General features: G+C 63.6%; 19 protein-coding genes and 2 tRNA genes. 13 read left to right on the top strand and 8 right to left on the bottom strand.

Annotated features, from left to right (window positions below):
- From Q0063_RS09630 to Q0063_RS09590, 9 genes are all read left to right on the top strand, one after another.
- The coding region (locus Q0063_RS09630) for an RNA polymerase sigma factor (RefSeq protein ID WP_297871764.1) at nucleotides 1-502 on the top strand (502 nt) is incomplete at its 5' end.
- Nucleotides 495-2231 carry a PepSY domain-containing protein gene (locus Q0063_RS09625; RefSeq protein WP_297871763.1) on the top strand — a complete coding sequence of 579 codons (1737 nt, stop codon included), beginning with the start codon at nucleotides 495-497 and terminating at the stop codon, nucleotides 2229-2231. The genes Q0063_RS09630 and Q0063_RS09625, both read left to right, overlap by 8 nt.
- Nucleotides 2232-2405: 174 nt before the next feature.
- Nucleotides 2406-3905: a glycerol kinase GlpK gene (gene glpK, locus Q0063_RS09620; RefSeq protein ID WP_297871762.1), complete on the top strand. Its 1500-nt coding sequence runs from the start codon at nucleotides 2406-2408 to the stop codon at nucleotides 3903-3905.
- A gap of 125 nt (nucleotides 3906-4030) precedes the next feature.
- Nucleotides 4031-4414, top strand: a complete 384-nt coding sequence (locus Q0063_RS09615; RefSeq protein ID WP_297871761.1) for a zinc ribbon domain-containing protein — start codon at nucleotides 4031-4033, stop codon at nucleotides 4412-4414.
- A gap of 110 nt (nucleotides 4415-4524) precedes the next feature.
- Entirely contained in the window at nucleotides 4525-5181 is a 657-nt protein-coding gene (locus tag Q0063_RS09610; RefSeq protein WP_297871760.1) for a response regulator transcription factor, read from the top strand.
- Between the two features lie 82 nt (nucleotides 5182-5263).
- On the top strand, nucleotides 5264-6844 hold the full coding sequence (locus tag Q0063_RS09605) for a cell wall metabolism sensor histidine kinase WalK (RefSeq protein WP_297871759.1): 1581 nt from the start codon (nucleotides 5264-5266) through the stop codon (nucleotides 6842-6844).
- Entirely contained in the window at nucleotides 6841-7650 is an 810-nt protein-coding gene (locus Q0063_RS09600; RefSeq protein ID WP_297871758.1) for a hypothetical protein, read from the top strand. Before Q0063_RS09605 ends, Q0063_RS09600 begins: the two co-directional genes overlap by 4 nt.
- Nucleotides 7640-8410 (top strand): hypothetical protein, encoded by a 771-nt coding sequence (locus tag Q0063_RS09595; RefSeq protein ID WP_297871757.1) that lies wholly within the window; start codon nucleotides 7640-7642, stop codon nucleotides 8408-8410. The genes Q0063_RS09600 and Q0063_RS09595 overlap by 11 nt, the downstream gene beginning before the upstream one ends.
- Nucleotides 8411-8497: 87 nt before the next feature.
- On the top strand, nucleotides 8498-9532 hold the full coding sequence (locus Q0063_RS09590) for a M15 family metallopeptidase (RefSeq protein WP_297871756.1): 1035 nt from the start codon (nucleotides 8498-8500) through the stop codon (nucleotides 9530-9532).
- A gap of 58 nt (nucleotides 9533-9590) precedes the next feature.
- On the opposite strand, the gene Q0063_RS09585 is transcribed toward Q0063_RS09590, so the two are convergent.
- Together Q0063_RS09585 and Q0063_RS09580 are read right to left on the bottom strand one after the other, a co-directional pair.
- Complete coding sequence (locus Q0063_RS09585; RefSeq protein WP_297871755.1) at nucleotides 9591-10022, bottom strand: hypothetical protein; 432 nt, start codon at nucleotides 10020-10022, stop codon at nucleotides 9591-9593.
- Nucleotides 10019-11521: a DNA methylase gene (locus Q0063_RS09580; protein ID WP_297871754.1), complete on the bottom strand. Its 1503-nt coding sequence runs from the start codon at nucleotides 11519-11521 to the stop codon at nucleotides 10019-10021. Before Q0063_RS09580 ends, Q0063_RS09585 begins: the two co-directional genes overlap by 4 nt.
- 570 nt (nucleotides 11522-12091) lie before the next feature.
- On the opposite strand from Q0063_RS09580, the gene Q0063_RS09575 reads away from it, so the two are divergent.
- Nucleotides 12092-12439 carry a hypothetical protein gene (locus Q0063_RS09575; RefSeq protein WP_297871753.1) on the top strand — a complete coding sequence of 116 codons (348 nt, stop codon included), beginning with the start codon at nucleotides 12092-12094 and terminating at the stop codon, nucleotides 12437-12439.
- A gap of 309 nt (nucleotides 12440-12748) precedes the next feature.
- On the opposite strand, the gene Q0063_RS09570 is transcribed toward Q0063_RS09575, so the two are convergent.
- Both Q0063_RS09570 and Q0063_RS09565 read right to left on the bottom strand, forming a co-directional pair.
- Nucleotides 12749-12824 (bottom strand) — tRNA-Ala (locus Q0063_RS09570).
- Between the two features lie 255 nt (nucleotides 12825-13079).
- A complete protein-coding gene (locus tag Q0063_RS09565; RefSeq protein WP_297871752.1) occupies nucleotides 13080-13259 on the bottom strand; it encodes a hypothetical protein in 180 nt (59 codons plus the stop codon).
- A gap of 283 nt (nucleotides 13260-13542) precedes the next feature.
- On the opposite strand from Q0063_RS09565, the gene Q0063_RS09560 reads away from it, so the two are divergent.
- The 3 genes from Q0063_RS09560 to Q0063_RS09550 all read left to right on the top strand — a co-directional run bounded on the left by Q0063_RS09560 (nucleotide 13543) and on the right by Q0063_RS09550 (nucleotide 16186).
- Nucleotides 13543-14598: a bifunctional histidine phosphatase family protein/GNAT family N-acetyltransferase gene (locus tag Q0063_RS09560; RefSeq protein WP_297871751.1), complete on the top strand. Its 1056-nt coding sequence runs from the start codon at nucleotides 13543-13545 to the stop codon at nucleotides 14596-14598.
- A 268-nt stretch (nucleotides 14599-14866) separates the two neighbouring features.
- Nucleotides 14867-15817 carry a calcium/sodium antiporter gene (locus Q0063_RS09555; protein ID WP_297871750.1) on the top strand — a complete coding sequence of 317 codons (951 nt, stop codon included), beginning with the start codon at nucleotides 14867-14869 and terminating at the stop codon, nucleotides 15815-15817.
- Nucleotides 15818-16094: 277 nt separating this feature from the next.
- A tRNA-Ser gene (locus Q0063_RS09550) sits at nucleotides 16095-16186 on the top strand.
- Between the two features lie 365 nt (nucleotides 16187-16551).
- Here the strand turns inward: Q0063_RS09550 and Q0063_RS09545 are convergent.
- From Q0063_RS09545 to Q0063_RS09530, 4 genes are all read right to left on the bottom strand, one after another.
- On the bottom strand, nucleotides 16552-17328 hold the full coding sequence (locus Q0063_RS09545) for a hypothetical protein (RefSeq protein WP_297871749.1): 777 nt from the start codon (nucleotides 17326-17328) through the stop codon (nucleotides 16552-16554).
- 59 nt (nucleotides 17329-17387) lie between these two features.
- The gene (locus tag Q0063_RS09540) at nucleotides 17388-18269 is read right to left on the bottom strand and encodes a hypothetical protein (protein WP_297871748.1); all 882 of its coding nucleotides are present in this window, start codon (nucleotides 18267-18269) and stop codon (nucleotides 17388-17390) included.
- A gap of 127 nt (nucleotides 18270-18396) precedes the next feature.
- Complete coding sequence (locus Q0063_RS09535; RefSeq protein WP_297871747.1) at nucleotides 18397-19695, bottom strand: DUF4179 domain-containing protein; 1299 nt, start codon at nucleotides 19693-19695, stop codon at nucleotides 18397-18399.
- Nucleotides 19679-20212, bottom strand: coding sequence for an RNA polymerase sigma factor (locus Q0063_RS09530; RefSeq protein WP_297871746.1), 534 nt, complete (start codon nucleotides 20210-20212; stop codon nucleotides 19679-19681). Before Q0063_RS09530 ends, Q0063_RS09535 begins: the two co-directional genes overlap by 17 nt.
- Nucleotides 20213-20472: the final 260 nt, after the last annotated feature.

The raw sequence follows: 20472 nt of genomic DNA, 5'->3' as shown, positions 1-20472 counted from the left end.
TGCCCGTGCCGCCGCCGGGGAACAGGCGGCGCTTGAGGCTCTCTATGCCCAGACCCGGCCCACCGTCTATGCTCTGGCGCTGTCCATCGTGAAAAACGCCCATGACGCGGAGGATGTCATGCAGGATGTCTATGTCCGGGTCTGGCAGGGGGCTGGGAACTACAGGGGCCAGGGAACCCCCATGGCCTGGCTGCTGACCGTCACCCGGAATCTGGCTCTGGACTGCCGCCGGCGGCAGGCGAAGCTTGAGCCCCTGGACCTGGAGGGGACGGTTTTCCTTGCCCCCGCCGTCACCCACGAGGACCGGGTTCTTCTCTCCGCGCTTCTGGAGGGACTGGAGGAAACCGAGCGGCAGATTGTCGTCCTCCATGCCCTGGGCGGTCTGAAGCACCGGGAGACCGCCGCGCTTCTGGATCTTCCCCTGGGCACGGTTTTGGCCCGATACAGCCGTGCCGTCAAAAAACTGCGTCTTGCAGGAAAGGAGGCGGGATTGGATGTCTGAAAAAGATACAAAGCTGAAGCAGCGCTTGTGGACAGCGGCGGAGCACGCCGCTCCGGACCCGCTGGAGCGGATTCTGTCCGCCTGTGAGGAACCACGTAAGGAGGAACAGCAGATGAAGAACGCCAGGACGACGAACTCAATCAGAAGGCGCTGGGTATCCCTGACTGCCGCCGCCATGCTGGCGGTGCTGGTGGGGCTTGGCGCGGGTATTCAGGGCTGGAGGAGCGGACAGACCGTGGCCTCGGTGGTGAGTCTGGATGTGAACCCCAGCATTCAGCTTCAGGTAAACCGGAAGGAACGGGTGCTCTCTGCCGAGCCCCTGAACGCCGACGCCTGGACCATTCTCAAGGACATGGAGCTGGAGGGCACCCAGCTGAACGTGGCGGTGAACGCCATTGTGGGGTCCCTGCTCCAGAACGGCTACCTGGCCGAGGCCGGGTCCGCCATCCTGATTTCTGTGGAGGACAGCGACGCCCAGCGGGCGGGCCGTCTGGAAGCAGAGCTGAACCAGACCGTCAGCGCGGCGGTGGAAAAGGCCGTAGTCCTCAGTCAGGTGCTGACCTACGACGCCGGGCAGACGCCGGGGACCGCCGGCGTTTCCGCCGGCAAGGCCGCTCTGGTGCAGAGCATCCAGGCTCTGAACGGAAGCCTGGTCTTTGAGGACCTGGCGGCGCTGAGCGTGGAAGAGCTGTGGCAGCTCCGGGACGCCGGCGCGCCGGGCCAGCCCATCGGCATGGCTGAGGCCGCCCTCGCGGCTCAGGCGTACGCCAATGTGCTGGAAACGGATTCCTTCGTCTGGGAGGCGGATGCGGAGCTGGACGAAATCCCCGCCCACTATGAAGTGGAGCTTTACCAGCCCCATAACAAGGACCTGAAATATGAGTACCGGGTAGACGCCTACACCGGCGAGGTCCTCACCGGCCCCGCCAATATTCTGCAAACGGCCGGGGACAGCACCGAAACGCCGGGAACCGCTCCGGCGCCCTCTCAGAAACCGGCGGCGGACACGGCCGGGACGGGAAGCGGAACCAGAAGCCTCATCGGTGAGGCGCAGGCGAAATCCATTGCCCTCCGGCACGCCGGGCTCCAGGAGAGCGGGACCCTCTACTGCAACGTCTGGGCGGAGTATGACGAGGGCCGGATGGAACACTATGAGGTGGAATTCGGGACGGACAGCGCCCGCTATGAGTATGAGATCGGCCTCTATGACGGCGCGGTGCTGAAGAGCGAGCAGAAAGCCTTTGCCGCGCCCTCTGCGCCTTCCGCCTCCTCGGGAACGGCCATCAGCGAGGCGCGGGCCAAGGAGATTGCCTTTGCCCACGCCGGGGTTCAGGCGGCAGACGTTGTGATGGAGCAGATGAAGCTGGACTGGGAGGACGGCGTTCAGGTCTATGAGCTGGAATTCCGGGCCGGGAACACGGAATATGAGTATGAAATCGCCGCTGCCGGCGGCGCGGTGCTGAAGGCAGAGCGGGACACGGAGCCGGCGGGGACCCACCACCCGGAGAGCGGCGGGCACGTCAGCCACATCGGCATGGAGGCCGCCAAGGCGGCCGCGCTGCGCCACGCCGGCGTCGCCGCCGGAGACGCCTGGGACATGAAGTGCGAACTGGACTGCGACGACGGGCGGTATCTCTATGAGGTGGAATTCGATGCAGGGGGCCTGGAATACGAATACGAGATCGACGCGGAGACAGGGGCCGTTTTAAAGGCGGAGCGGGACAGCTGACCGCTTCCGCCGGGAACGGAAACAGAAAAGGCATGACAGGCCGGGCCGGCTGGTGTATAATCGGAATATGAAAGGGGGCCGCAGACGCCCGCCGTTTCAAATCCGAGAACACCGCCGGCCCGCTGTCCGCGCTTTTTGAGGGAGACGGCCTGCCGGTGAACGTGAGGAGGAGCTATGGAGACTTTCGTTGCCGCCCTGGACCAGGGCACCACCAGTTCCCGGGCCATTCTGTTCAGCCGGACAGGCGACATTGCCGGCATGGCCCAGCACCCCTTCCGGCAGATTTATCCCCAGCCCGGCTGGGTGGAGCACGACCCACTGGAAATCTGGGCCACGGAGAAGCGGGCCCTGTCGGAGGCGGCGGAGGCCGCCGGCCCCGGGCAGATTGCCGCTCTGGGCATCACCAACCAGCGGGAGACGGCCATCCTCTGGGAGCGGGCCACAGGCCGTCCGGTTTACAACGCCATTGTCTGGCAGTGCCGCCGCACCGCCGCCATCTGCGACCGTCTGAAGGCCCAGGGGCTGGAGGAGACGGTGGCGGAGAAGACCGGGCTTTTGATGGACGCCTATTTCTCCGGCACAAAAATCAAGTGGATGCTGGACACGGTTCCCGGCCTGCGGAGCCGGGCGGAGCGGGGCGAGCTGTGCTTCGGCACGGTGGACAGCTGGCTGATCTGGAACCTCACCGGCGGCAGGGTCCATGTGACGGATTACTCCAACGCCTCCCGGACCATGCTCTTCAACATCCGCACCCTGGAGTGGGACCGGGAGCTCTGCGCCGCCCTGGACGTCCCCCTGTGCCTCCTGCCGGAGCCCCGGCCCAACAGCGAGACTTACGGCACGGTGGCGGCGGGCATCCCGGGTCTGGAGGCCCTGGCGGGCATTCCCATCTGCGGCAGCGCCGGAGACCAGGCCGCCGCTCTCTTCGGCCAGGCCTGTTTTGCTCCGGGCCAGGCGAAAAACACCTACGGCACCGGCTGCTTCACGCTGATGAACATCGGGGAGACGCCGGCGCGGTCCCAGGCGGGACTGGTGACCTCCGTGGGCTGGTCCGTAAAGGGAAAAACCGCCTATGCCCTGGAGGGCAGCGTGTTCAACGCCGGCAGCGCCATTCAGTGGCTCCGGGACGAGCTGGGCCTGATCGGCTCCGCCCCGGAGTGCGACCGTCTGGCGGAGAGCGTCCCGTCCTCCGGCGGGGTGTATGTGGTGCCGGCCTTCACCGGCCTGGGCGCGCCCTACTGGGACATGTATGCCCGGGGAACCATCGTGGGCCTCACCCGGGGGACCACCAGGGCCCACATTGCCCGGGCGGTGCTGGACTCCATCGCCTTCCAGGTGACGGATCTGATCCGGGTGATGGAGGAGGTCCGCCCCCTGACGGAGCTGCGGGTGGACGGCGGCGCGTCGGTCAGCGACCTTTTGATGCAGACCCAGGCGGATCTTCTGGGGCTGCCGGTGGACCGGCCCGTCCAGGTGGAGACCACCGCCTTCGGCGCGGCGGCCCTGGCGGGTCTGGCGGCGGGGGTCTGGCGGGACTTTGACGAGCTGGAGCGTCTTCGGAGGAGTCAGCGGGTGTTCCGTCCCCATCGGGAGGGGGCGGAATGCGCCGGGGAATACCGCCAGTGGCGGCGGGCCGTGGAGCGGTCCCGGGGCTGGATTGAAAACGAACTGTAAACATACGGAAATTCTGTTGCGTTTGACGAAAAAGTGCGCTATACTGAACCCGGAGACAGGCGGTAAGCCTGGTAAGCGCTCAAACAGCAGGGCCGTGAGGCTGCAATATGAAAGGGGATAGCGATATGGCATTTTCCATTGACGAACTGACTAAAAAGGTAAAAGATGTGGCCGACATGGCCGTAAACCAGACCAAGGACGCCGCGGAGCTGGTAAAAATCAATGTGGCCATTGCGGGAGAGCAGAAGGAAATCGACAAGAACTACCGTGTTATCGGCGAGTGGTTTGTGAACGAGCACGCAGGAGAAATTCCCGAGGCCATTCAGAGCGCGGTGGACGCCGTCAACGCTTCCAAGGCCAAAATTGCCGAGCTGGAGGCCAGCAAGCCCGTGAGGGAGGAGCCTGTCCAGGAGGCTGAGGAGGCCCCCGCCGGCAAGAAGTGCCCCATCTGCGGAGCGGAATCCGACAGCAAGTTCTGCCCCCACTGCGGCGCGCCCATGGGCGAGTAATCGAACCGTTTTCAAAAGAGCCGGGACCGCTTGAGCGGTTCCGGTTTTTGCCGTCCCCGATGCAAAAATGATGGAACGCGGATGCATACTGTTCCCAAGAGGTGAAGACCATGAATAAAATTCTGATTGCGGAGGATGAGGCCCCCATCGCCAACCTCATCAAAACCGCACTGGACGGCGCGGGCTACCGCTGCGTCCGGGCTCCCGACGGTTCCGCCGCCGCGGATCTTCTGGAGGCGGAACCTTTTGATCTGGCGCTGCTGGACATCATGCTGCCCGGAGCCGACGGCTATGAGCTGCTGGAGTACTGCAAGACGCTGGATGTGCCGGTCATTTTCCTGACGGCAAAGGGGCAGCTGGAGGACCGGGTGAAGGGCCTGCGGCTGGGGGCGGAGGACTACATCGTCAAGCCCTTTGAGCTGATGGAGCTGCTGGCCCGGGTAGAAACAGTGCTCCGCCGCTGCGGCAAGACGGGCCGGGTTCTCTTCCTGCCGCCGGACATCGAGATCGACACCGCCAGCCGGGTGGTCCGGCGGGCGGGGGAGCCGGTGGCCCTGACGGCCAAGGAATACGACCTTTTGCTGCTGTTCCTCCAGAACAAGAACATTGCCCTTTACCGGGACCGCATTTATGAGCGGGTCTGGGGAGAGGAGTTCCTGGGGGACAGCCGCACCGTGGACCTCCACATCCAGCGGATGCGGAAAAAACTGGGGCTGGCCAGCCGCCTGGTGGCGGTGTATAAGGTGGGCTACCGGCTGGAGGTTTAACTGTGAGTGGAGAGTGTGGAGATTGTGTATTACAGAATATCTCCACTCTCCACCCTTCACGCTGTGAAAGACGGTGATTTTTATGAAGCTCTTCTGGAAATTGTTTTGCAGCATGGTTCTGATTACGGCTCTGGCCTGCTCCGCAGGGGGCTACGTCCTGATTGACGCCCAGTTCCGGGGTTCTCTGGACCGGGAGGTGTCCGCTCTCTATGAGGAAAACGACCTGCTGCGATATGCCCTGGCCCAGGAGCTGACCTTTAACCCCCAGTACAGCCGCCGGGAGCTGGCCCAGGCCGCCGGAGGCATCCGCATCACTACCAGCCGGGGCACGGTGTCCTTCCGCCTCAGCGATGAGGGCGGGACCGCCCTGGGGGGCAGCGGCAAGCTGCCGGTGGAGACCGGGGAGCTCACCGCCGCCCTGCCCGAGGGGCAGCGGGGTTGGGTGATGCGGGCCCTGGGGGATGGGCGGATCTACCTCCACGCCGCCAGCCCCCTCCGGCTGGAGGACGGCGTTCTGTATCTGGAGAACTGCCGGGAGGTCAGCAGCCTGTTTTCCGACCGGGATGCCCTGTATCAGCGCTTTTTCATGCTGATGCTGATTCTCACCGGGGCGGTGGGCCTGCTGTCCCTTCTGATTGCCTCCATGCTGCTGCGGCCTCTGGCCCGCCTCTCCGCCGCCACCCGGCGCATGGCCGGCGGGGACCTCAGCCAGCGGGTGGAGGTCACAGGGGACGACGAGATTGCCCAGCTGTCGGCGGACTTCAACGTCATGGCCCACCGCATCCGGCGGCAGGTCCGGGAGCTCACCGGCGCGGCCCGGCGGCAGGAGGATTTCATCGGCAGCTTTGCCCACGAAATCAAGACGCCCCTGACCTCTATCATCGGCTATGCCGACCTGCTCCGCTCCCGCCCCGCCACGGCGGACCAGGTCCGGGAGAGCGCCGGGTATATTTTCAGCGAGGGCCGCCGTCTGGAGGCCCTGAGCCGGAAGCTGCTGGATCTCATCGTCCTGGAGCGGCAGGACTTCTCCCTGCGCCCCGTCCGGCTGGACCTCTTTTTGGGCCGGGCGGCGGGGGTCATGGGACCCGCCCTGGAGCGGGCGAGACTGCGGCTGACTGTCCGGGCTCAGGCGGTGACGGCGCTGATGGAGCCGGACCTGATGGAGTCCGTCTGCGTCAATCTGCTGGACAACGCCCGAAAGGCCATGGAGGGTCTTGAGGGCCCGGGGAACATCCTTCTGGAGGGTTTTTTGGTTTCCGCCAGCGCTGATGCGCTGGCGGCGGGCGGAAAGTACGAGGCGGTTTCGGAGTCCGGGGCGGGTGAAGAATGCAAGCCGGTTTCGGAGTCCGGGGCAGGCGGAGCGCACAACGCGTCCGCAGAGCCCGGAGCGGACACGGAAACCGGCGTCTCCCCGGAACCGGGCCTGTGCTGCATCCGGGTGACGGACAGCGGCAAGGGTATCCCGCCGGAGGAGCTGGCCCGGGTGACCGAGGCCTTTTACATGGTGGACAAGTCCCGGGCCCGGGCCCAGGGAGGCGCGGGGCTGGGTTTGGCCCTGTGCCGCCGCATCGTGGAGCTCCACGGGGGCCGCATGGAGCTGGAGAGCACTCTGGGCCGGGGCACGAGAGTCACGGTCTTCCTGAAGGGAGGCGGTCCGGTATGAGCGTTCCCGGCATTTCAAACGTTCCGCGCCGTTGGCGGAACTGGAAAAACGGTCTGTTACCCCTGCTGACCTGCCTGACGGTGGCGGGGCTGACGCTGCTGCCCCTGCGGCTGTCCGCTCTGGAGGACCGACGGCTCACCGGCGTGGTCCACAGCGAGGAGCTGGGGGAGGACAGCAGCTTCCCCGCCCGGACGCCGGACCTGCCGGGGCGGCTCTGGCTGCTGGCCCAGCGGAATTCCCTGCCGGAGCATCTGACCATTGTGGAGCAGATTCTGGAGGGGGAGGAGCTGGACCGGACCGCCGCCCTGGCGCTGGCGGGGCTGAGAGAGCTGGAGGAATCCGGCGTTCTGCCGGAGGGGCTGACAGGGGACATTGAGGGCTTCAGCGGAAGCCGGATGTTTCTCCGGGATCAATCCGACCTGTCCAGCGCCTCTTTTGTGGAAATGAGCACGTATGTTCAAAAGACGGCGGATTATCTCCAGCTGTGTCTGGACGGAGAGAGCGGCCGGATTCTGTCTCTGGAGGTGTATTCCATCCTGCTGGCAAAGAATTTGACGGATGCGGAAACAGTGGGCCAAACGTTTCTGGACGGTCTGGGCTGCGCCTGTGAGTTCTGGGAATCCTACGGCGGCGAGGCGGTCTTTCGCGTGCTGGGCACCAGTGTCCTGTATATGTTCCGGCAGTTTGGAGAAAACCTGGGAATCTATCCGTATGTGGACCTGAACGCCTATTATACGGACGCAGACCGGCGGGAGGCTCTGGGTCTGGGGAATTCCAGCACAGGAGTGTCCTATTATGACGGCTAAGCGGATATCCCTGTTTCTCACCGCCCTGACGGCGCCGGTGCTGACTCTGCTGACGGTGCTGGCCCTGGCGCTGCTGCCGCCCCGGCTGTCCGCCCTGGGGGACGGGGCGCTGCTGGGCGGGGTCCACAGCGAGGAGCTGGGGGAGGACAGCAATTTCCCCGCCCGGCCTCCGGACCTGCCGGGCCGGATTGAGCTGCTGGCCACGCAGCAGACCGCCCCGGAGCGCCTGACCATAGCGGAGCAGGTTCTGGAATCGCCGGAGGCCCTTTCGGAGGCCTCTGCCCTGGCCCGGAGGGCGGTGGAGATGCTGACGGAGGCCGGGGTGCTGCCGTCTGGACAGCCGGAATTCGATTGGACCGGGCATTTCTCCGCCTTCCGCTTCTACCTCCGGGACCGGGCGGACCTGTCCAGCGCCGGGTTTTTGTCCGTCTGGGCCTCGGACGGGTGGGACTACGAGCTGATTATGACCCTGGACCCGGAGACCGGGCGGGCGCTGTCCTTTCGCCTGGCGGGGCCCGCCGTCCTGATGGAGGACGTCCCGCCGGAGGACAAGGGGACCCGGTTCCTGGCGCATCTGGGGGATGCGCTGGACTATGAATTGGCGGAGGACGGGGAAGAACACAGACGGTATGCGGCTGTCTTCCGCCTGGGGGGCAGTCAGGCGGTATACCATGTGGTGGCCTTCTCCCGGCTGCTGGAGTTCAGGCCGGAGCTGGAGGCGGCGGACGTATACGGCGGCCTTCAGTCTGCCGGGAAATGATGCCGGAACGATGCAAAAAGGCGGCGGTTTTGATGAAAACAGCCTGTACCATAGGAGCAGAATCCAACAGAAAAGGAGCTGTTTCCTATGTCTTCTTCCTGCATCGTCCGGGAGTTTCCCCTGCCGAACCGTGAGTACCGCGCCGCGCCGCCGGAGCGCTGGGACGATTTTTCCCCGCCTCCTCCGGCCCGCCGGACCGCCCGGAGGCGGCGGAGACGGCAGAGACGCCGGGCCGCGCCTCTGATTTTGACGGGACTGGTCCTGTTCTGCTGCGGCTTCCTGTTGGGGCGGGCGGCTGCAATGCCGGAGGCGGCCAATGCTGCCGGCGCTTTCGTTCCGGAGGTCGGAGGGATTCAGCCGGAGGAGTCCGGCGCAGCGCTTCTGCCGGAGGAGCCGGACAGCCCTTCGGATTCCGGCGGCGTCCGGATTCTGGGGGTTCCGGGGGCGATTTTTTCCGGGGCCTCATCAGGGCAGTCCGCCGGGTCGGCCCGGCCCGGGGCTCCGTCGGAAACAAATACCGGAACGGCTCGGCCCGGGGCCCCGTCGGGGACGGCCTCTTCCGCAGACTGGAACCTGATTCTGGTAAACGGAGACCACCCCCTGCCGGAGGATTTTCAGGTTCCGGAGCTGACGAATCTGAAAAACGGCCACGCCATTGACAGCCGGGCCTATCCGTCCTTGCAGGCCATGATGGACGGGGCGCGGGCGGCGGGCTACCGGCCTACCATCTGCTCCTCCTTCCGGACCTGGGACAAGCAGAGCGAGCTGTATGAAAAAAAGGTTGCCTCCTGTATGGCCCAGGGCTATGACCGGGAGGAGGCAGAGCGGCAGGCCGCCGTCTGGGTGGCCCGGCCCGGAACCAGCGAGCACCAGGCGGGGCTGGCGGTGGACATTGTGGACATAGAATACCAGCTGCTGGACCAGGCCCAGGAGGACAGGCCCGTGCAGCGCTGGCTGATGGAGCACTGCGCCGAATACGGTTTTATTCTCCGCTATCCCACGGACAAAAGCACCCTCACCGGTGTGGGCTATGAGCCCTGGCATTACCGCTATGTGGGAGAGGAGGCCGCCAGGGCCATCATGGACGGCGGCCTCTGCCTGGAGGAGTACCTGGCGAAGTGAGGGAACGGAACGGCAGACAAGCCGCAGAGCCGCCGGTTCACCGGCGGCTCTGTGACGTTCAGACCCGGTCTGAAGGCGGGGACGGCTCCAGGAGCCGCACGTCCAAAAGGTCCTCAATCAGAATCCGCTCTCCCTCCATCAGGACCAGAGCGCCCTCGTAATCATCAATCTTTTTCAGCCGGCCGGAGGTGGTGACATATGCCCCTCCGGCCTTTCTCCTGTCCGCCTGAAACCAGGTCAGCTCTACTTTCGGATGACTGCCGGCGCAGTCCGCCAGCTTTTGCAGCTTCCCGTCCAGAAGGGACTGCTCATCCTCGGTCAGCTCCGCCCGCGCGTCCGTCAGCCGGGCCGCTTCCCGCACGGCGTCCTCATAGCCGGTGAGGGCGGCGAAGGGGGCGAACTGGGCGGCCCGGTCCCGAGCGGACATATGGGGCCGGACGGCGGAACCCTGATAGGGCAGGTGAATGATGTCGTCGTAGGGACCCTTCATGCCTTGTGTCCTCCAATCTGGCTGTTCCGGGCTTTTGCCGTGGCGCCCTCCTCCAGGTTCATGCCCTTGAGGATGGCGTTTTTGCCATATTTTTTCTTGATTGCCAGCAGGGCTTCCTGCATCTTCCGTTCCTTTGCCAGGGCCTCCGCCCTTTGGGCCTGCTGCTCCTCCCGGGCGGCGTAGTCCGTAAACAGGTCCAGCTGCTCCGCCTCCTTCGGGGGAATCCGGTCCTCCGCCAGCACGTTGGCCGCGGTCAGGTACAGACGCCGGACCAGCAGCTGTTTGTCGACGACCCGGTCGAACAGCGCCAGGGCGGCGGAGATGATCTGCTTTGTCGATGCGGTGTAGTCCTCCAGATTTTCGGTGCCGTGGGCGTGCTTGGGAATGGCGCGGCCATAGCGGTCCGTGACGACCTCGCCCTTAAAGTTCCGGCCCTTCAGATTCTCAATGTCGTACCCCACTGTCAGCACCAGCTGTCTGGTTGCCAGCCCCTTGTCCACCAGGTCCAGGGATAGCTGGTCCGCCATCTCCCGCAGCACCAGACGGGCCTTTTCCCAGCGGTAGGGGTTCTGGAGCACCTGCCCGCCGCCGATGCTTTTCGCCTCCGGCCGGTATGCCTTGATATCCGCGATGGTGCAGGGCTCCCGGCCCCAGGCGTGGTCAATCAGCAGCTCCGCGTTGACGCCGAAGAGCTTGTAAAGCAGGTCTTCACAGTGGAAGCTGCCGGGCTTTCCCAGGGAACAGCGGGCGATGTCCCCCATGGTATACAGCCCGTGGGCCTCCAGCTTTTTGGCATAGCCCTTCCCCACGCGCCAGAAGTCCGTCAGGGGCCGGTGGGTCCACAGCAGGCGGCGGTAGCTCCGTTCATCCAGTCTGGCGATGCGGACGCCGTTCATGTCCGGATGGATGTGCTTTGCCACAATGTCCATGGCGATTTTGCAGAGATACAGATTGCTCCCAATGCCCGCCGTGGCGGTGATGCCGGTGGTCTCCAGCACGTCCAGAATGATTTTCATGGCCAGCTCCCGGGGGCCCAGCCTGTAGGTCTCCAGGTAGTGGGTCACATCCATGAATACCTCGTCAATGGAATAGACGTGGATGTCCTCCGGGGCGATATACTTGAGATAGATGTTGTAAATGCGGGTGCTCCAGTCCATGTAATGGGCCATACGGGGCGGGGCCACCAGGTAGTCCAGGGCAAGGCCGGGGTCGGATTTCAGGTCCGTGTCGTTGGAGGAGGCGCCGGTGAACTGCCGCCCCGGCGCGGCGCGGAGACGCTGGTGATTGACCTCCCTGACCCGCTGGACCACCTCGAACAGCCGCGCCCGGCCGGAAATGCCCCAGGCCTTCAGGGAGGGGGTCACGGCCAGGCAGATGGTTTTCTCCGTGCGGCTCAGGTCCGCCACCACCAGGTTTGTCGTCAGTGGGTCAAGGCCACGCTCCACACACTCCACCGAGGCATAAAAGCTCTTCAGGTCAATGGCGATGTAGATTCCCATGTCCGCGCCTCCTCTCCTTTGCTCTCATTTTATCATACCCCGCTGTGCCGGAACAACTCCAAAAAAAGAATCGGACGAAATCGCGCGGTTCTTCCGTGCGGCGTCCGTCCGGGAAAGGCTTTGGCCGGCACCGGGACCGTCAGAGTCCCCAAAAAGCGATGCGGAGAGCGGCCCGTATACGGGGAGTATCCCCTTCGGAGCTTTTATGCAGAGGCCTGTCCCGTCTTCTGAAAGCATGGAGGAAGAACGGGAGGGGACAGGGCCCCTCTCCCGCATGGCATCCCCGCTATAAAATGCGCAGATGGGCGCTTCCCTGTATTGTAGGACGCTTCCATATCTGCTATAATGAAGAAACAGCATCCGGACAGAGAATCCCATGCCGGCGCAGTTCGGCCCCTTTGCAGAGGAAGCGTCTGCCTCGTCCTATCTGAGAGAGAAAAAAGCAGGCTGAGTCTATCAAAGCAATGAGAACATACACAAGGGGACGCTTAAGATGGCACAGGCCGCGGCCGTCCGCTTCCGAACGGATGAACAGCCAAAGAAAACGCTTGACAATGGAGGAAATGAAGCATGAGAGATTTTCTGATGTGGATGGCTCTGTTTGCCATCATTGATTGGGTCATTACAAGAAACAGGAGACGGGACCTGAAACGGTGGCCCAACATCATGAGAGGGGAAAAATATTTTCGCAATCCCAAAAGGGCAACCGCTCAATCGAGACAGCTGGCAGACAAATACCGTAAAATGAGGAAGCAGGCACGGACCGACAAGCGCACAGCAGAATATCTGGACAGGCTTGATGTGGAACTGTCGAGCTCCTTCTGGGAGACGGCCAGTTTGGAAAGTCAGACGATTCGTGATCTGGAGAGAAAAATAGACGACCTGGAGTGGAGAAACCGAATGAACAGCGGTTATTAACAAGGACTGCAAACAAAAAGGCCTTGCGCATTCTAAAAGCGCAAGGTCTTTTCTGCGTCTGTGCCAAGATGGTTGACTCTGCCCCGACACGGCAACACAAGTATCCATGTGAGCGGATGAGACGGCTTGTTCTCCCCGCACAGCTGCGGAACAGCGGACGCGTTTGACGGAGCGTTTCAAAAGGGTCCCGGTCGAAAAGCGGGATCGAACAGCTGACCTGGAGCAGTTTGCCGCAAATCTCGCAATCAGTGTGGCATAAAACAAAAACCCCGTTTCCGAAGAAACGAGGTTTTTGCGTCACTCTCGTGATGGTGGAGATAAGCGGGATCGAACCGCTGACCTCTTGAATGCCATTCAAGCGCTCTCCCAGCTGAGCTATACCCCCATACATAAGAAGCAAATATTCAGATTTTCTTTGTGGTTGTGCTCGGAACAGTGATTATAATAGCAAAGACCGCAGAAAATGTCAAGAGCTTTTTTTGAAAAAATTTAAAAAATTTTGAGCCCCTTCCAAACGCCCCGGTTCGCTCGTCTGCACAGCCGCAGAGCCGGAGCCCCATGCCGCCTGCCGGCCCCCTTTGCTGACGCGGAGCCGGCTCAAAAAACACGAAAGACGGGGCGGAAAATCCGCCCCGCTTCGTCAGCGCATTTCGGAAACGATGTTGTCCACGGCATGATCCACGGCGACACCCAGCTTGTGGATGCTTCTCCCCACCTGCGTTTTCATGGAGTCCTTGCCGCAGGGCGCCATCATCCCCGCTGCCGCACCGGCCACCAGGCCGGCGCCCATACCGAACCAAAATCCGGCGCTCAATCTCATATTCAGTCACTCCCTTTCGGCACAGCACTAGTATGACCGGCGGTGCGGAAAAAATCCCTCTGCCCCTTTGCCAAATCGTACCGAATGCGCTATACTGGAACCGGCACAGCCGAAAAGAGTCCGGCTGATTTTTAAAAAGCTCAAGGCATACCGGCGCGGCGCGAAAACGATGAAACGCCCCTTCCGCACCCTTCCCGCCGTCCCGGGGGACGGGGACACGGCGCGCTCCGTTTTTGCCCCGCCCCTGCGCAGAACATCAGACCAGCAGATGGAGGAATTTACCATGACCAGCATCTATCTCATTCGCCACGCCGAGGCGGAGGGCAATCTGTACCGCATTGCCCAGGGCCAGCACGACAGCAACCTCACCGACCGGGGCTGGCGGCAGGTCCGGGCCCTGGAGCGGCGCTTTGCCGGCGTCCCCGTCGACGCGGTATATGCCAGCGACCTCTACCGTACCTGCGCCACCGCCAGCGCCATTTACAAGTCCCACGGGCTGACGCTGCACCGGCGGCGGGATCTGCGGGAGATTCATGTGGGGGACTGGGAGCAGCGGACCTGGGGGGAGATTGTCCGCCGGACGCCCCAGGCCATGGAGGACTTCGGAAAGCGGATGGACCGCTGGGCCATCCCCGGCGCGGAGACGCCCGGGCAGGTCCTGGAACGGGTCCGGAGGGCCGTGGAGTCCATCGCCGCGGAGAACCCGGGAAAAACCGTCGCTGTTTTTTCCCACGGCTATGCCATCCGCCTGCTGCTGGCCAATCTTCAGGGCATCTCCCTGCGGGACACCGGCGAGAAATCCCCCACCGGGGACAACACCGCCGTCTCCCTGCTGGAATGGGACGGGGAGGCGCTCCGGGTGGTGTTCCAGAACGACAACAGCCACCTGCAAACCCCGGAGTTTCTGGCGGGAGAGAAGGTCCGGAAGCGGGCGGTGGCCCTGGAGCCGGGACTGTGGTTCCGGCCCCTGGCGGAAAAAGAAGCTCCCCCCTCGATTCTGGCGGAGGCCGCGGCGGACCCGGACGCTCCCCTGATGCTGACGGGCTTTTTGGGGGAGGAGCCGGTGGGCCTGCTCCAGATGGACCCGGAGGAAGGCCGGATTGGCCTGATTTATGTCCGGCCCGGCTGCCGGAAGCGGGGCTTCGGCGTGCAGCTCGTCGGCCAGGCGGTGCAGTATACCCGGGAGCGGGGCGGGGAGCGGCTTACCGTGCTGCTGCCGCCGGAGAGCGAGGCCCGGGCCTTCTTCCTGGACTGCGGCTTCAGCCCGGCGGAGGAGGAGGAACGGGCGCTTCTGTCAAAATTCATCGGCTTTGACCCGGAATTTCTGGGGGAGCCGTGAGGCGGAAGGAAAACTTTTGGCGAAACGGCCTCCAGCCGCCCCGCTTCGCCAAAATGGACGTTGACAGCGCGTGTAAGATGGCACTGTAACAGTCTCACATCACAGGCGGCGCAGGCGGAGCGCGGGCCTCCTCCCCGGGGCGGTCCGAGCTCCTGCGGGACGCCGAATCGGATGAAAAAGGCGAGACTTTGACCGTCTCCGCCGCCGGCCTGACCGGCGGCGGGGCGGTGAAGGTCCCGCTGATTTTTTGAAAAGGCGGTGGATATTTATGGAAATCCTGGCGGCGGTTCTGCTGTTTCTGCTGGGTCTGGCGCTGATTATCAAGGGGGGAGACTGGTTTCTGGACGGAGCGGTCTGGATTGCCGAGGCCACCGGCGTGCCCCGGTTCGTCATCGGGGCCACGGTCGTATCCCTGGCTACCACGCTGCCGGAGCTGACGGTGTCAATCACCGGGGTGCTTCAGGGGGAGGTGGATCTGGCGGTGGGCAACGCCGTGGGCTCCGTCACCGCCAATGTCGGCCTGATTCTGGGCATCTCCCTGGTGTGCATTCCCTCCAGGGTCAGCCGGCAGCAGTTTGAGCAGAAGGCCTTTCTGATGGTCTGCGCCGCGGCGCTGCTGATGGTGCTCTGCCGCCGCGGGTCGCTGGAAACGGGGCCCGCCCTGCTTCTGCTGGTGATTTTCGCCCTCTACCTCTGGAGCAATCTGCGGGATGCCCGGTCCAGCATGGCGGAGAGCCGGAGGGAACGGGGCCGCACCGTCTCCCGGCGGCAGATGGTCCCCAAGCTGTTCCTGTTTGCCATGGGGATTACCGCCATTGTGATTGGCTCCCGGCTGCTGATTGACTACGGCAGCGAGCTGGCACTGCTGATGGGCGTACCCTCCAGCATCATCGGCGTGACCATGGTGGCGGTGGGGACCTCCCTGCCCGAGCTGGTGACCACACTGACGGCCATCGCCAGGAAAGAGGCCTCCATGTCCGTGGGCAACATCATCGGGGCCAACGTCATCGACCTGACTATGATTCTGTCGGCATGCTCCGCCGTCTCCGGCGGGCGGCTGACCATCGGCAAACAGACCACGGCCCTGGATTTGCCGGTGTGTCTGCTGCTGTGCTGTGTGGCGGTGCTGCCCCCGCTGCTGACGGAACGGTTTTACCGCTGGCAGGGCGTGGTGATGCTGACCCTGTACGCGGGTTATGTGACGGTGCTGGTGCTGTGAACGGTCCGCCGCCCGCTCCGGCGGAACCGGACGCGGTCTGCCTGCGGTCTTCTTCCGACGGCGGCTGTTTTGGGGCCTTCCGCCCGGGTTTGGCCGCCGTTGGGGCAGAAAATGGGGACCCATGGGGCCGCCGGGGCCGCCGCGGTCCCATTTTCATGCCCGCCGCCGGAGAAAAATGTAAAAAAGGGCTTGACTTTCATCAAAGCTCTGCTATAATGGTTACTGTTCTTCTGTGGGACAACAATTGCATAGACAGACGGATACGTCGGACAGCTATGGAGAAGTCGCCTAGTTGGTCGAGGGCGCATGATTGGAAATCATGTAGGCCCCTAAAGGGTCTCGAGGGTTCGAATCCCTCCTTCTCCGCCATGTCGGAGCAAGCTGCTATCGCTTGCTCCGACTTTTTTCATCAGTACATATGCGCTTATTTCGCTGCTCTCTTTCCCAAACCGCAGCCGCTTTGCCGGGCTGCAGTTTGGTTTTTGGTATCAGCATACCGGAAACTCAATTTTATTTGCTGGCTCCGCGCCGGGGCGGCAGCGCCCCTGCTTCAGAATCCCGCCCTTTGGGCGGGATTTTTTGCTTCCCGCCGGTTCCGGCGCGGGGCCCAATCCCTGTACAGCAGCCCCCTGGAGCGCATGGCTCCAGGGGGCCGCTGTTTCGCCTTTTCAGGGCCTGCATGAGCCGCGGCAAACCGACGGACAGTGGGGACAGTTGGAACGGACAAGTTCTGCTTACTTGTACTGCATCAGGGACACGGTGACGTCCGCGGTGTCCGAGGCCTTCGCCCCTCGGACGATGCAGGTGAAACCGGCCTGCTCTTCTGTGGTCCCGCCGGCAATGACAAAGGCCCGCGTCAGCGTTTCTCCCGGGGCAATGTCCACGGTGCGGAACCGCTCGAAGCGGCCCAGCACACGGTCCCGCCCGACCAGACAGGAGACGGCGGTCTGACCGTTGTTCGTTACGGTCAGGACGATGTGCGTTCCGTTCTCGGAGATGTAGGCCCCTCCGGTTGTGAAGCCCGTCGCCGTCTGAACTCTGGTGCGGTCCTCGTCAATGCCGGTGGGTCCCTCCTGTGTATTCACCGTGCCGGGGTCGATCTCCGTAAAGGGCCCCACCGTCTGGCCCAGCTCCGGTTCGGAGGGGTTGGCGGGCTTCTCTCCGCCGGGGTACACATGGCCCTCCAGCTCCGCGTTTTCCATGGTGACGCCCAGCACCACGCTGTTCCGCTTCTCGCTCCAGAAGACGGGAATGTTCAGATATTCCGCCAGCAGCTCCACCGGGAGATAGCTGTGGGTGTTTCCCGCCGCGTCCTGCCAGGTGACGACGGCGGGAATGTCCGCGCCGTCCGCCGTGTACGCCTCGCCGGGGGCCACCTTCTCCCTGTCCAGGATGACGACCCCGGCGGTTCCGGCCTCCAGCTTCCCCGCCGCCGCGGACGCGCCGCCTGCAAGGGACAGGACCAGAACCATGGCCAGTGCTCCGGATACAAACGATTTCAGGTTTTTCATGTCAAAATTTTTACCTGCGCAGCCTCTTCGGCCCGCCTGGCTCCGCCCGGACGCCGCCGTCACCACAGCCTGCCTTCCTCGACTGCCCGCATGACTTCCTCCAGGCTCATACCCTCGTAGTGCCCCTGGCAAGGGTCCGTCTGCTCCCGGATGACCTCGCCCTCCTGGTCATACAGATAATAGGTATACGCGTGGGGGCACTCCTCCTTTGACAGACCGCTCAGCTTGTCAAATTCCGCCTGCCGTTCCGCCATCCGCACATACTCGTCCCCCATTTTCGCCAGGTCCGGCTCATAGCCCACATAGTCGGCCAGCTGTCCGAGTCCGTAGCTCTCGCCCTTTTCGTTCTTCGGGTAATCTCCGTTGACCAGATATTTCTCCGCCAGCGCTTTGTCCTGGCTGTTCAGGGCGCTCAGGTTTCCCACAGGGTACTCGAACCGGAGTGTTCCGTTCCGGTCCCGGAACATCTTGGCATTCCCCCGGTAGGACTGGGGTTCATCGTCCGGCAGGATGGTTCCGCCCCGGCTTTTAATCAGGGCCTCGTCTCCCCGCCGGGGATTCTCCGGCACGGCGGAAGGCGTCCGGAGGTCGATGACACTCCCCTCCTCAGGCGGCGCAGTCTGAACGGACTGCTTCCCCAGAAGCACCGTCTTCGTGGCGGAGTCATAGCCGATTTCCACCCCCAGCAGCTCGCTGACGGCCCGAATGGGCAGATAGTTGGTTTTGCCCCCCGCCGGGTCGGTGTAGAGGATGGAGCCGGGGACCTTCTGGCCGTTGGCGGCGGTGATGTCCTGGCCCGCCGTGATTCTCTGCTGTCCGTCCATGGAGACGCTGACGAAGTTGAAGCTCACCTGTCCCGCCGCCGCCAGGGCGGTTCCCAGGCAGGCGGTCAGCGCCAGGGCGGCGAAGACTCCGGACAGGAACGATTTGAGGTTTTTCATAACAATACCTTCCTTTCTTTTGGCGGGAAAGGGAAATGCCCTCCCCCGGCCTTCTGCTGATTAAACGGAGGGGGAGGGCATTGTATCCCACGATTTTCAAATTTTTCTGAAAAATTTTTACTCCGCTTTACTCCACGCGCTCCAGGCTGCCGAGCTCCACCCGGGTCCCGGCAATGTCCACCGCCGTCACCGTGGCGGGGTCGATGGGGTAGGGATAGCGGCGGCTTACATTGCCGCCTCCCCCGCTGGACTCCGAATTTGAGAGGTCCACATAGGTTCCGTCCTCCGTCCAGAGGCCCTGAACGCTTTCGGAAGACGCAAAGAAGCCGTCCCTCATCACTCTTTCAAGTTCGCTCTCTTTCTCCGGGGTCAGGGTCTCGCCGGGCCGGGGCCGCAGCGGCTCCATCGGGTCGTCAAAGAAGGCTGTGAGCTCCAGGGCGGAAAACTCAAACCCCGTGAAGCGGAGGGGAATGTCCATGGCCGTCACCTCCGCATCGGCCCCCTCGTAGCGAATGGGCAGGATGGGGCCCTCCAGGGTGAAGGTCAGGTCGAAGGGACCCGGGATGACGGTCTCTCCCGGCCCCGGATTCTGGGCGTATCCGTTTTCGTCGGTGATGCTCTCACCTTTTCCGTCCGCGTAGACGGCAATGTTCTCCAGGTGCAATGTCAGCTCCGGCCGTATGGTTTCCGTGAACCAGCGGGAGAACAGCGTTGTGCTGATTTGGAAGGAGAGGACATTTCCCTCCCGTGTCTCAGGGCAGAACAGCCATACGACGTCCTTTCGGTCCCCTTCCTCCAGCGCGGCCCGGACGGCCTCCTCCGTTTCCTCCGGAGTCATATTCTGATTGGCGCAGGACTCTTTCACCTGGTTTGTCTCGTACTCCTCCCACTGGTCCTGACGCAGGATCAGGCGGCAGTCCCCCGTGTGAAGAGGCGTATACGCTTGCAGGTCCTCCGGGAGGCTGGGGCTTTCAATGGTAAAGGACAGATAAATTTGGGCGCCGTCCCACACGGCGGCGTTGAGGGTCGCCGTCGTGTCTCCCACGGTCTGGCTCTGTCCGATCACCGTGCCCGTGCGGGTCAGGACCTCCTCGGACGTCTCCGGGGCCTGGGGGTTCGTGCCCAGCCGGGGGAACCACTGGGAGAACTGCCCGGTGGCCACGGCATAGGCACAGGCGGAGAGGAGCAGCAGCGCCGCAATGAGGGCGGCCAGCCGCCAGTTCACCCGCCGGCCCCGGAGGGGCGCGGCCAGCTCCCGCCGCCGCATCCAGCCCCAGGGGTCCGCCAGCAGCCGGGTCCGCTCCCGGAGATAGGACGGGGAAAAATCCGGCTCCCGGGCGTCCGCCTGTTGAAGCACTTTTTCATATTGGGCCAGGTTGGCGTCCATCAGTCCCCGGCGCAGAGCCGCGTCAAACCGCGTCATCATGATATCCCTCCTTTTCCAGACGGTCCCGCAGCATGGCCCGGCCCCGCAGAACCCGGGTGGCTACGGTGGACTCGCTGATGCCCAGCCGCCGGGCAATCTCCCGGTTGCTCCGCTCCTCCACGCATTTCAGCTCCAGAATTCGCCGGTAGTGCTCCGGCAGAGCCCGAATCAGCGAAACCAGATAGTCATATTCCTCCTGATGCTCCTCCCGGGCGGGCGGGTCCCAGTCCTCCGGGAAGGCCACGGTCCGCCGGTCCGCCCGGAGGATGTCCAGGGCGCAGTTCTTGGCGGTGGTGACAACATAGCCCTCCGTCTCGGACCAGGGCAGGGCGGAAACCCGGTCCCAGCGCTTCAGCAGCTGGAACCAGGTCTGCTGGGCGGCGTCCTCCGCCCGTCCGGGGTCCCCCAGAAGGCGCAGGGCGAGGGCGTAGACCTTTTTCTCACAGGCCTCATAGAGCCGGGTGAATCTCTGCTGGTCCTCCCGGGTTTCCAGCATGGCCAGGTACATGGCAAGCATGGCGGGTCACATCCTTTGTCTTGGTTTGGCGGGATTCTGTCAGGTAAACGGAGGGGCGGGGAAAAGTATCCCGCTCCGGGAAAAAATTTTTTTGAAATCCGGAGCTCTGCCGGAACGGCTGAGGGCGGCCTTTTTCGGAATCAAATCTGCGCCAGGACATTCCACGGAACCGCCGGAGACCGAAAAACGGGCCGGCTTCCCCGGTTTGACATTCGCCGGCGGACCTGCTATACTGAACGGCGGCATCAGGCAGACCACAG

The organism is uncultured Oscillibacter sp. (genome assembly GCF_947654275.1).
Lineage (GTDB): Bacteria > Bacillota > Clostridia > Oscillospirales > Oscillospiraceae > Oscillibacter.
The sequence above is the reverse complement of the archived record's forward strand: the minus strand, read 5'-3'. Positions and strand labels throughout refer to the sequence as shown.

Coding starts and splice junctions, on each gene's coding strand:
- Q0063_RS09535 (WP_297871747.1), bottom strand. CDS start 19,695: ATGATGACGCGGTTTGACGCGGCTCTGCGCCGGGGACTGATGGACGCC.
- Q0063_RS09590 (WP_297871756.1), top strand. CDS start 8,498: ATGTCTTCTTCCTGCATCGTCCGGGAGTTTCCCCTGCCGAACCGTGAG.
- Q0063_RS09565 (WP_297871752.1), bottom strand. CDS start 13,259: ATGAGATTGAGCGCCGGATTTTGGTTCGGTATGGGCGCCGGCCTGGTG.
- Q0063_RS09545 (WP_297871749.1), bottom strand. CDS start 17,328: ATGAAAAACCTGAAATCGTTTGTATCCGGAGCACTGGCCATGGTTCTG.
- Q0063_RS09530 (WP_297871746.1), bottom strand. CDS start 20,212: ATGCTTGCCATGTACCTGGCCATGCTGGAAACCCGGGAGGACCAGCAG.
- Q0063_RS09610 (WP_297871760.1), top strand. CDS start 4,525: ATGAATAAAATTCTGATTGCGGAGGATGAGGCCCCCATCGCCAACCTC.
- Q0063_RS09625 (WP_297871763.1), top strand. CDS start 495: ATGTCTGAAAAAGATACAAAGCTGAAGCAGCGCTTGTGGACAGCGGCG.
- Q0063_RS09600 (WP_297871758.1), top strand. CDS start 6,841: ATGAGCGTTCCCGGCATTTCAAACGTTCCGCGCCGTTGGCGGAACTGG.
- Q0063_RS09595 (WP_297871757.1), top strand. CDS start 7,640: ATGACGGCTAAGCGGATATCCCTGTTTCTCACCGCCCTGACGGCGCCG.
- Q0063_RS09605 (WP_297871759.1), top strand. CDS start 5,264: ATGAAGCTCTTCTGGAAATTGTTTTGCAGCATGGTTCTGATTACGGCT.
- Q0063_RS09575 (WP_297871753.1), top strand. CDS start 12,092: ATGAGAGATTTTCTGATGTGGATGGCTCTGTTTGCCATCATTGATTGG.
- Q0063_RS09555 (WP_297871750.1), top strand. CDS start 14,867: ATGGAAATCCTGGCGGCGGTTCTGCTGTTTCTGCTGGGTCTGGCGCTG.
- Q0063_RS09580 (WP_297871754.1), bottom strand. CDS start 11,521: ATGGGAATCTACATCGCCATTGACCTGAAGAGCTTTTATGCCTCGGTG.
- Q0063_RS09585 (WP_297871755.1), bottom strand. CDS start 10,022: ATGAAGGGTCCCTACGACGACATCATTCACCTGCCCTATCAGGGTTCC.
- glpK (WP_297871762.1), top strand. CDS start 2,406: ATGGAGACTTTCGTTGCCGCCCTGGACCAGGGCACCACCAGTTCCCGG.
- Q0063_RS09615 (WP_297871761.1), top strand. CDS start 4,031: ATGGCATTTTCCATTGACGAACTGACTAAAAAGGTAAAAGATGTGGCC.
- Q0063_RS09560 (WP_297871751.1), top strand. CDS start 13,543: ATGACCAGCATCTATCTCATTCGCCACGCCGAGGCGGAGGGCAATCTG.
- Q0063_RS09540 (WP_297871748.1), bottom strand. CDS start 18,269: ATGAAAAACCTCAAATCGTTCCTGTCCGGAGTCTTCGCCGCCCTGGCG.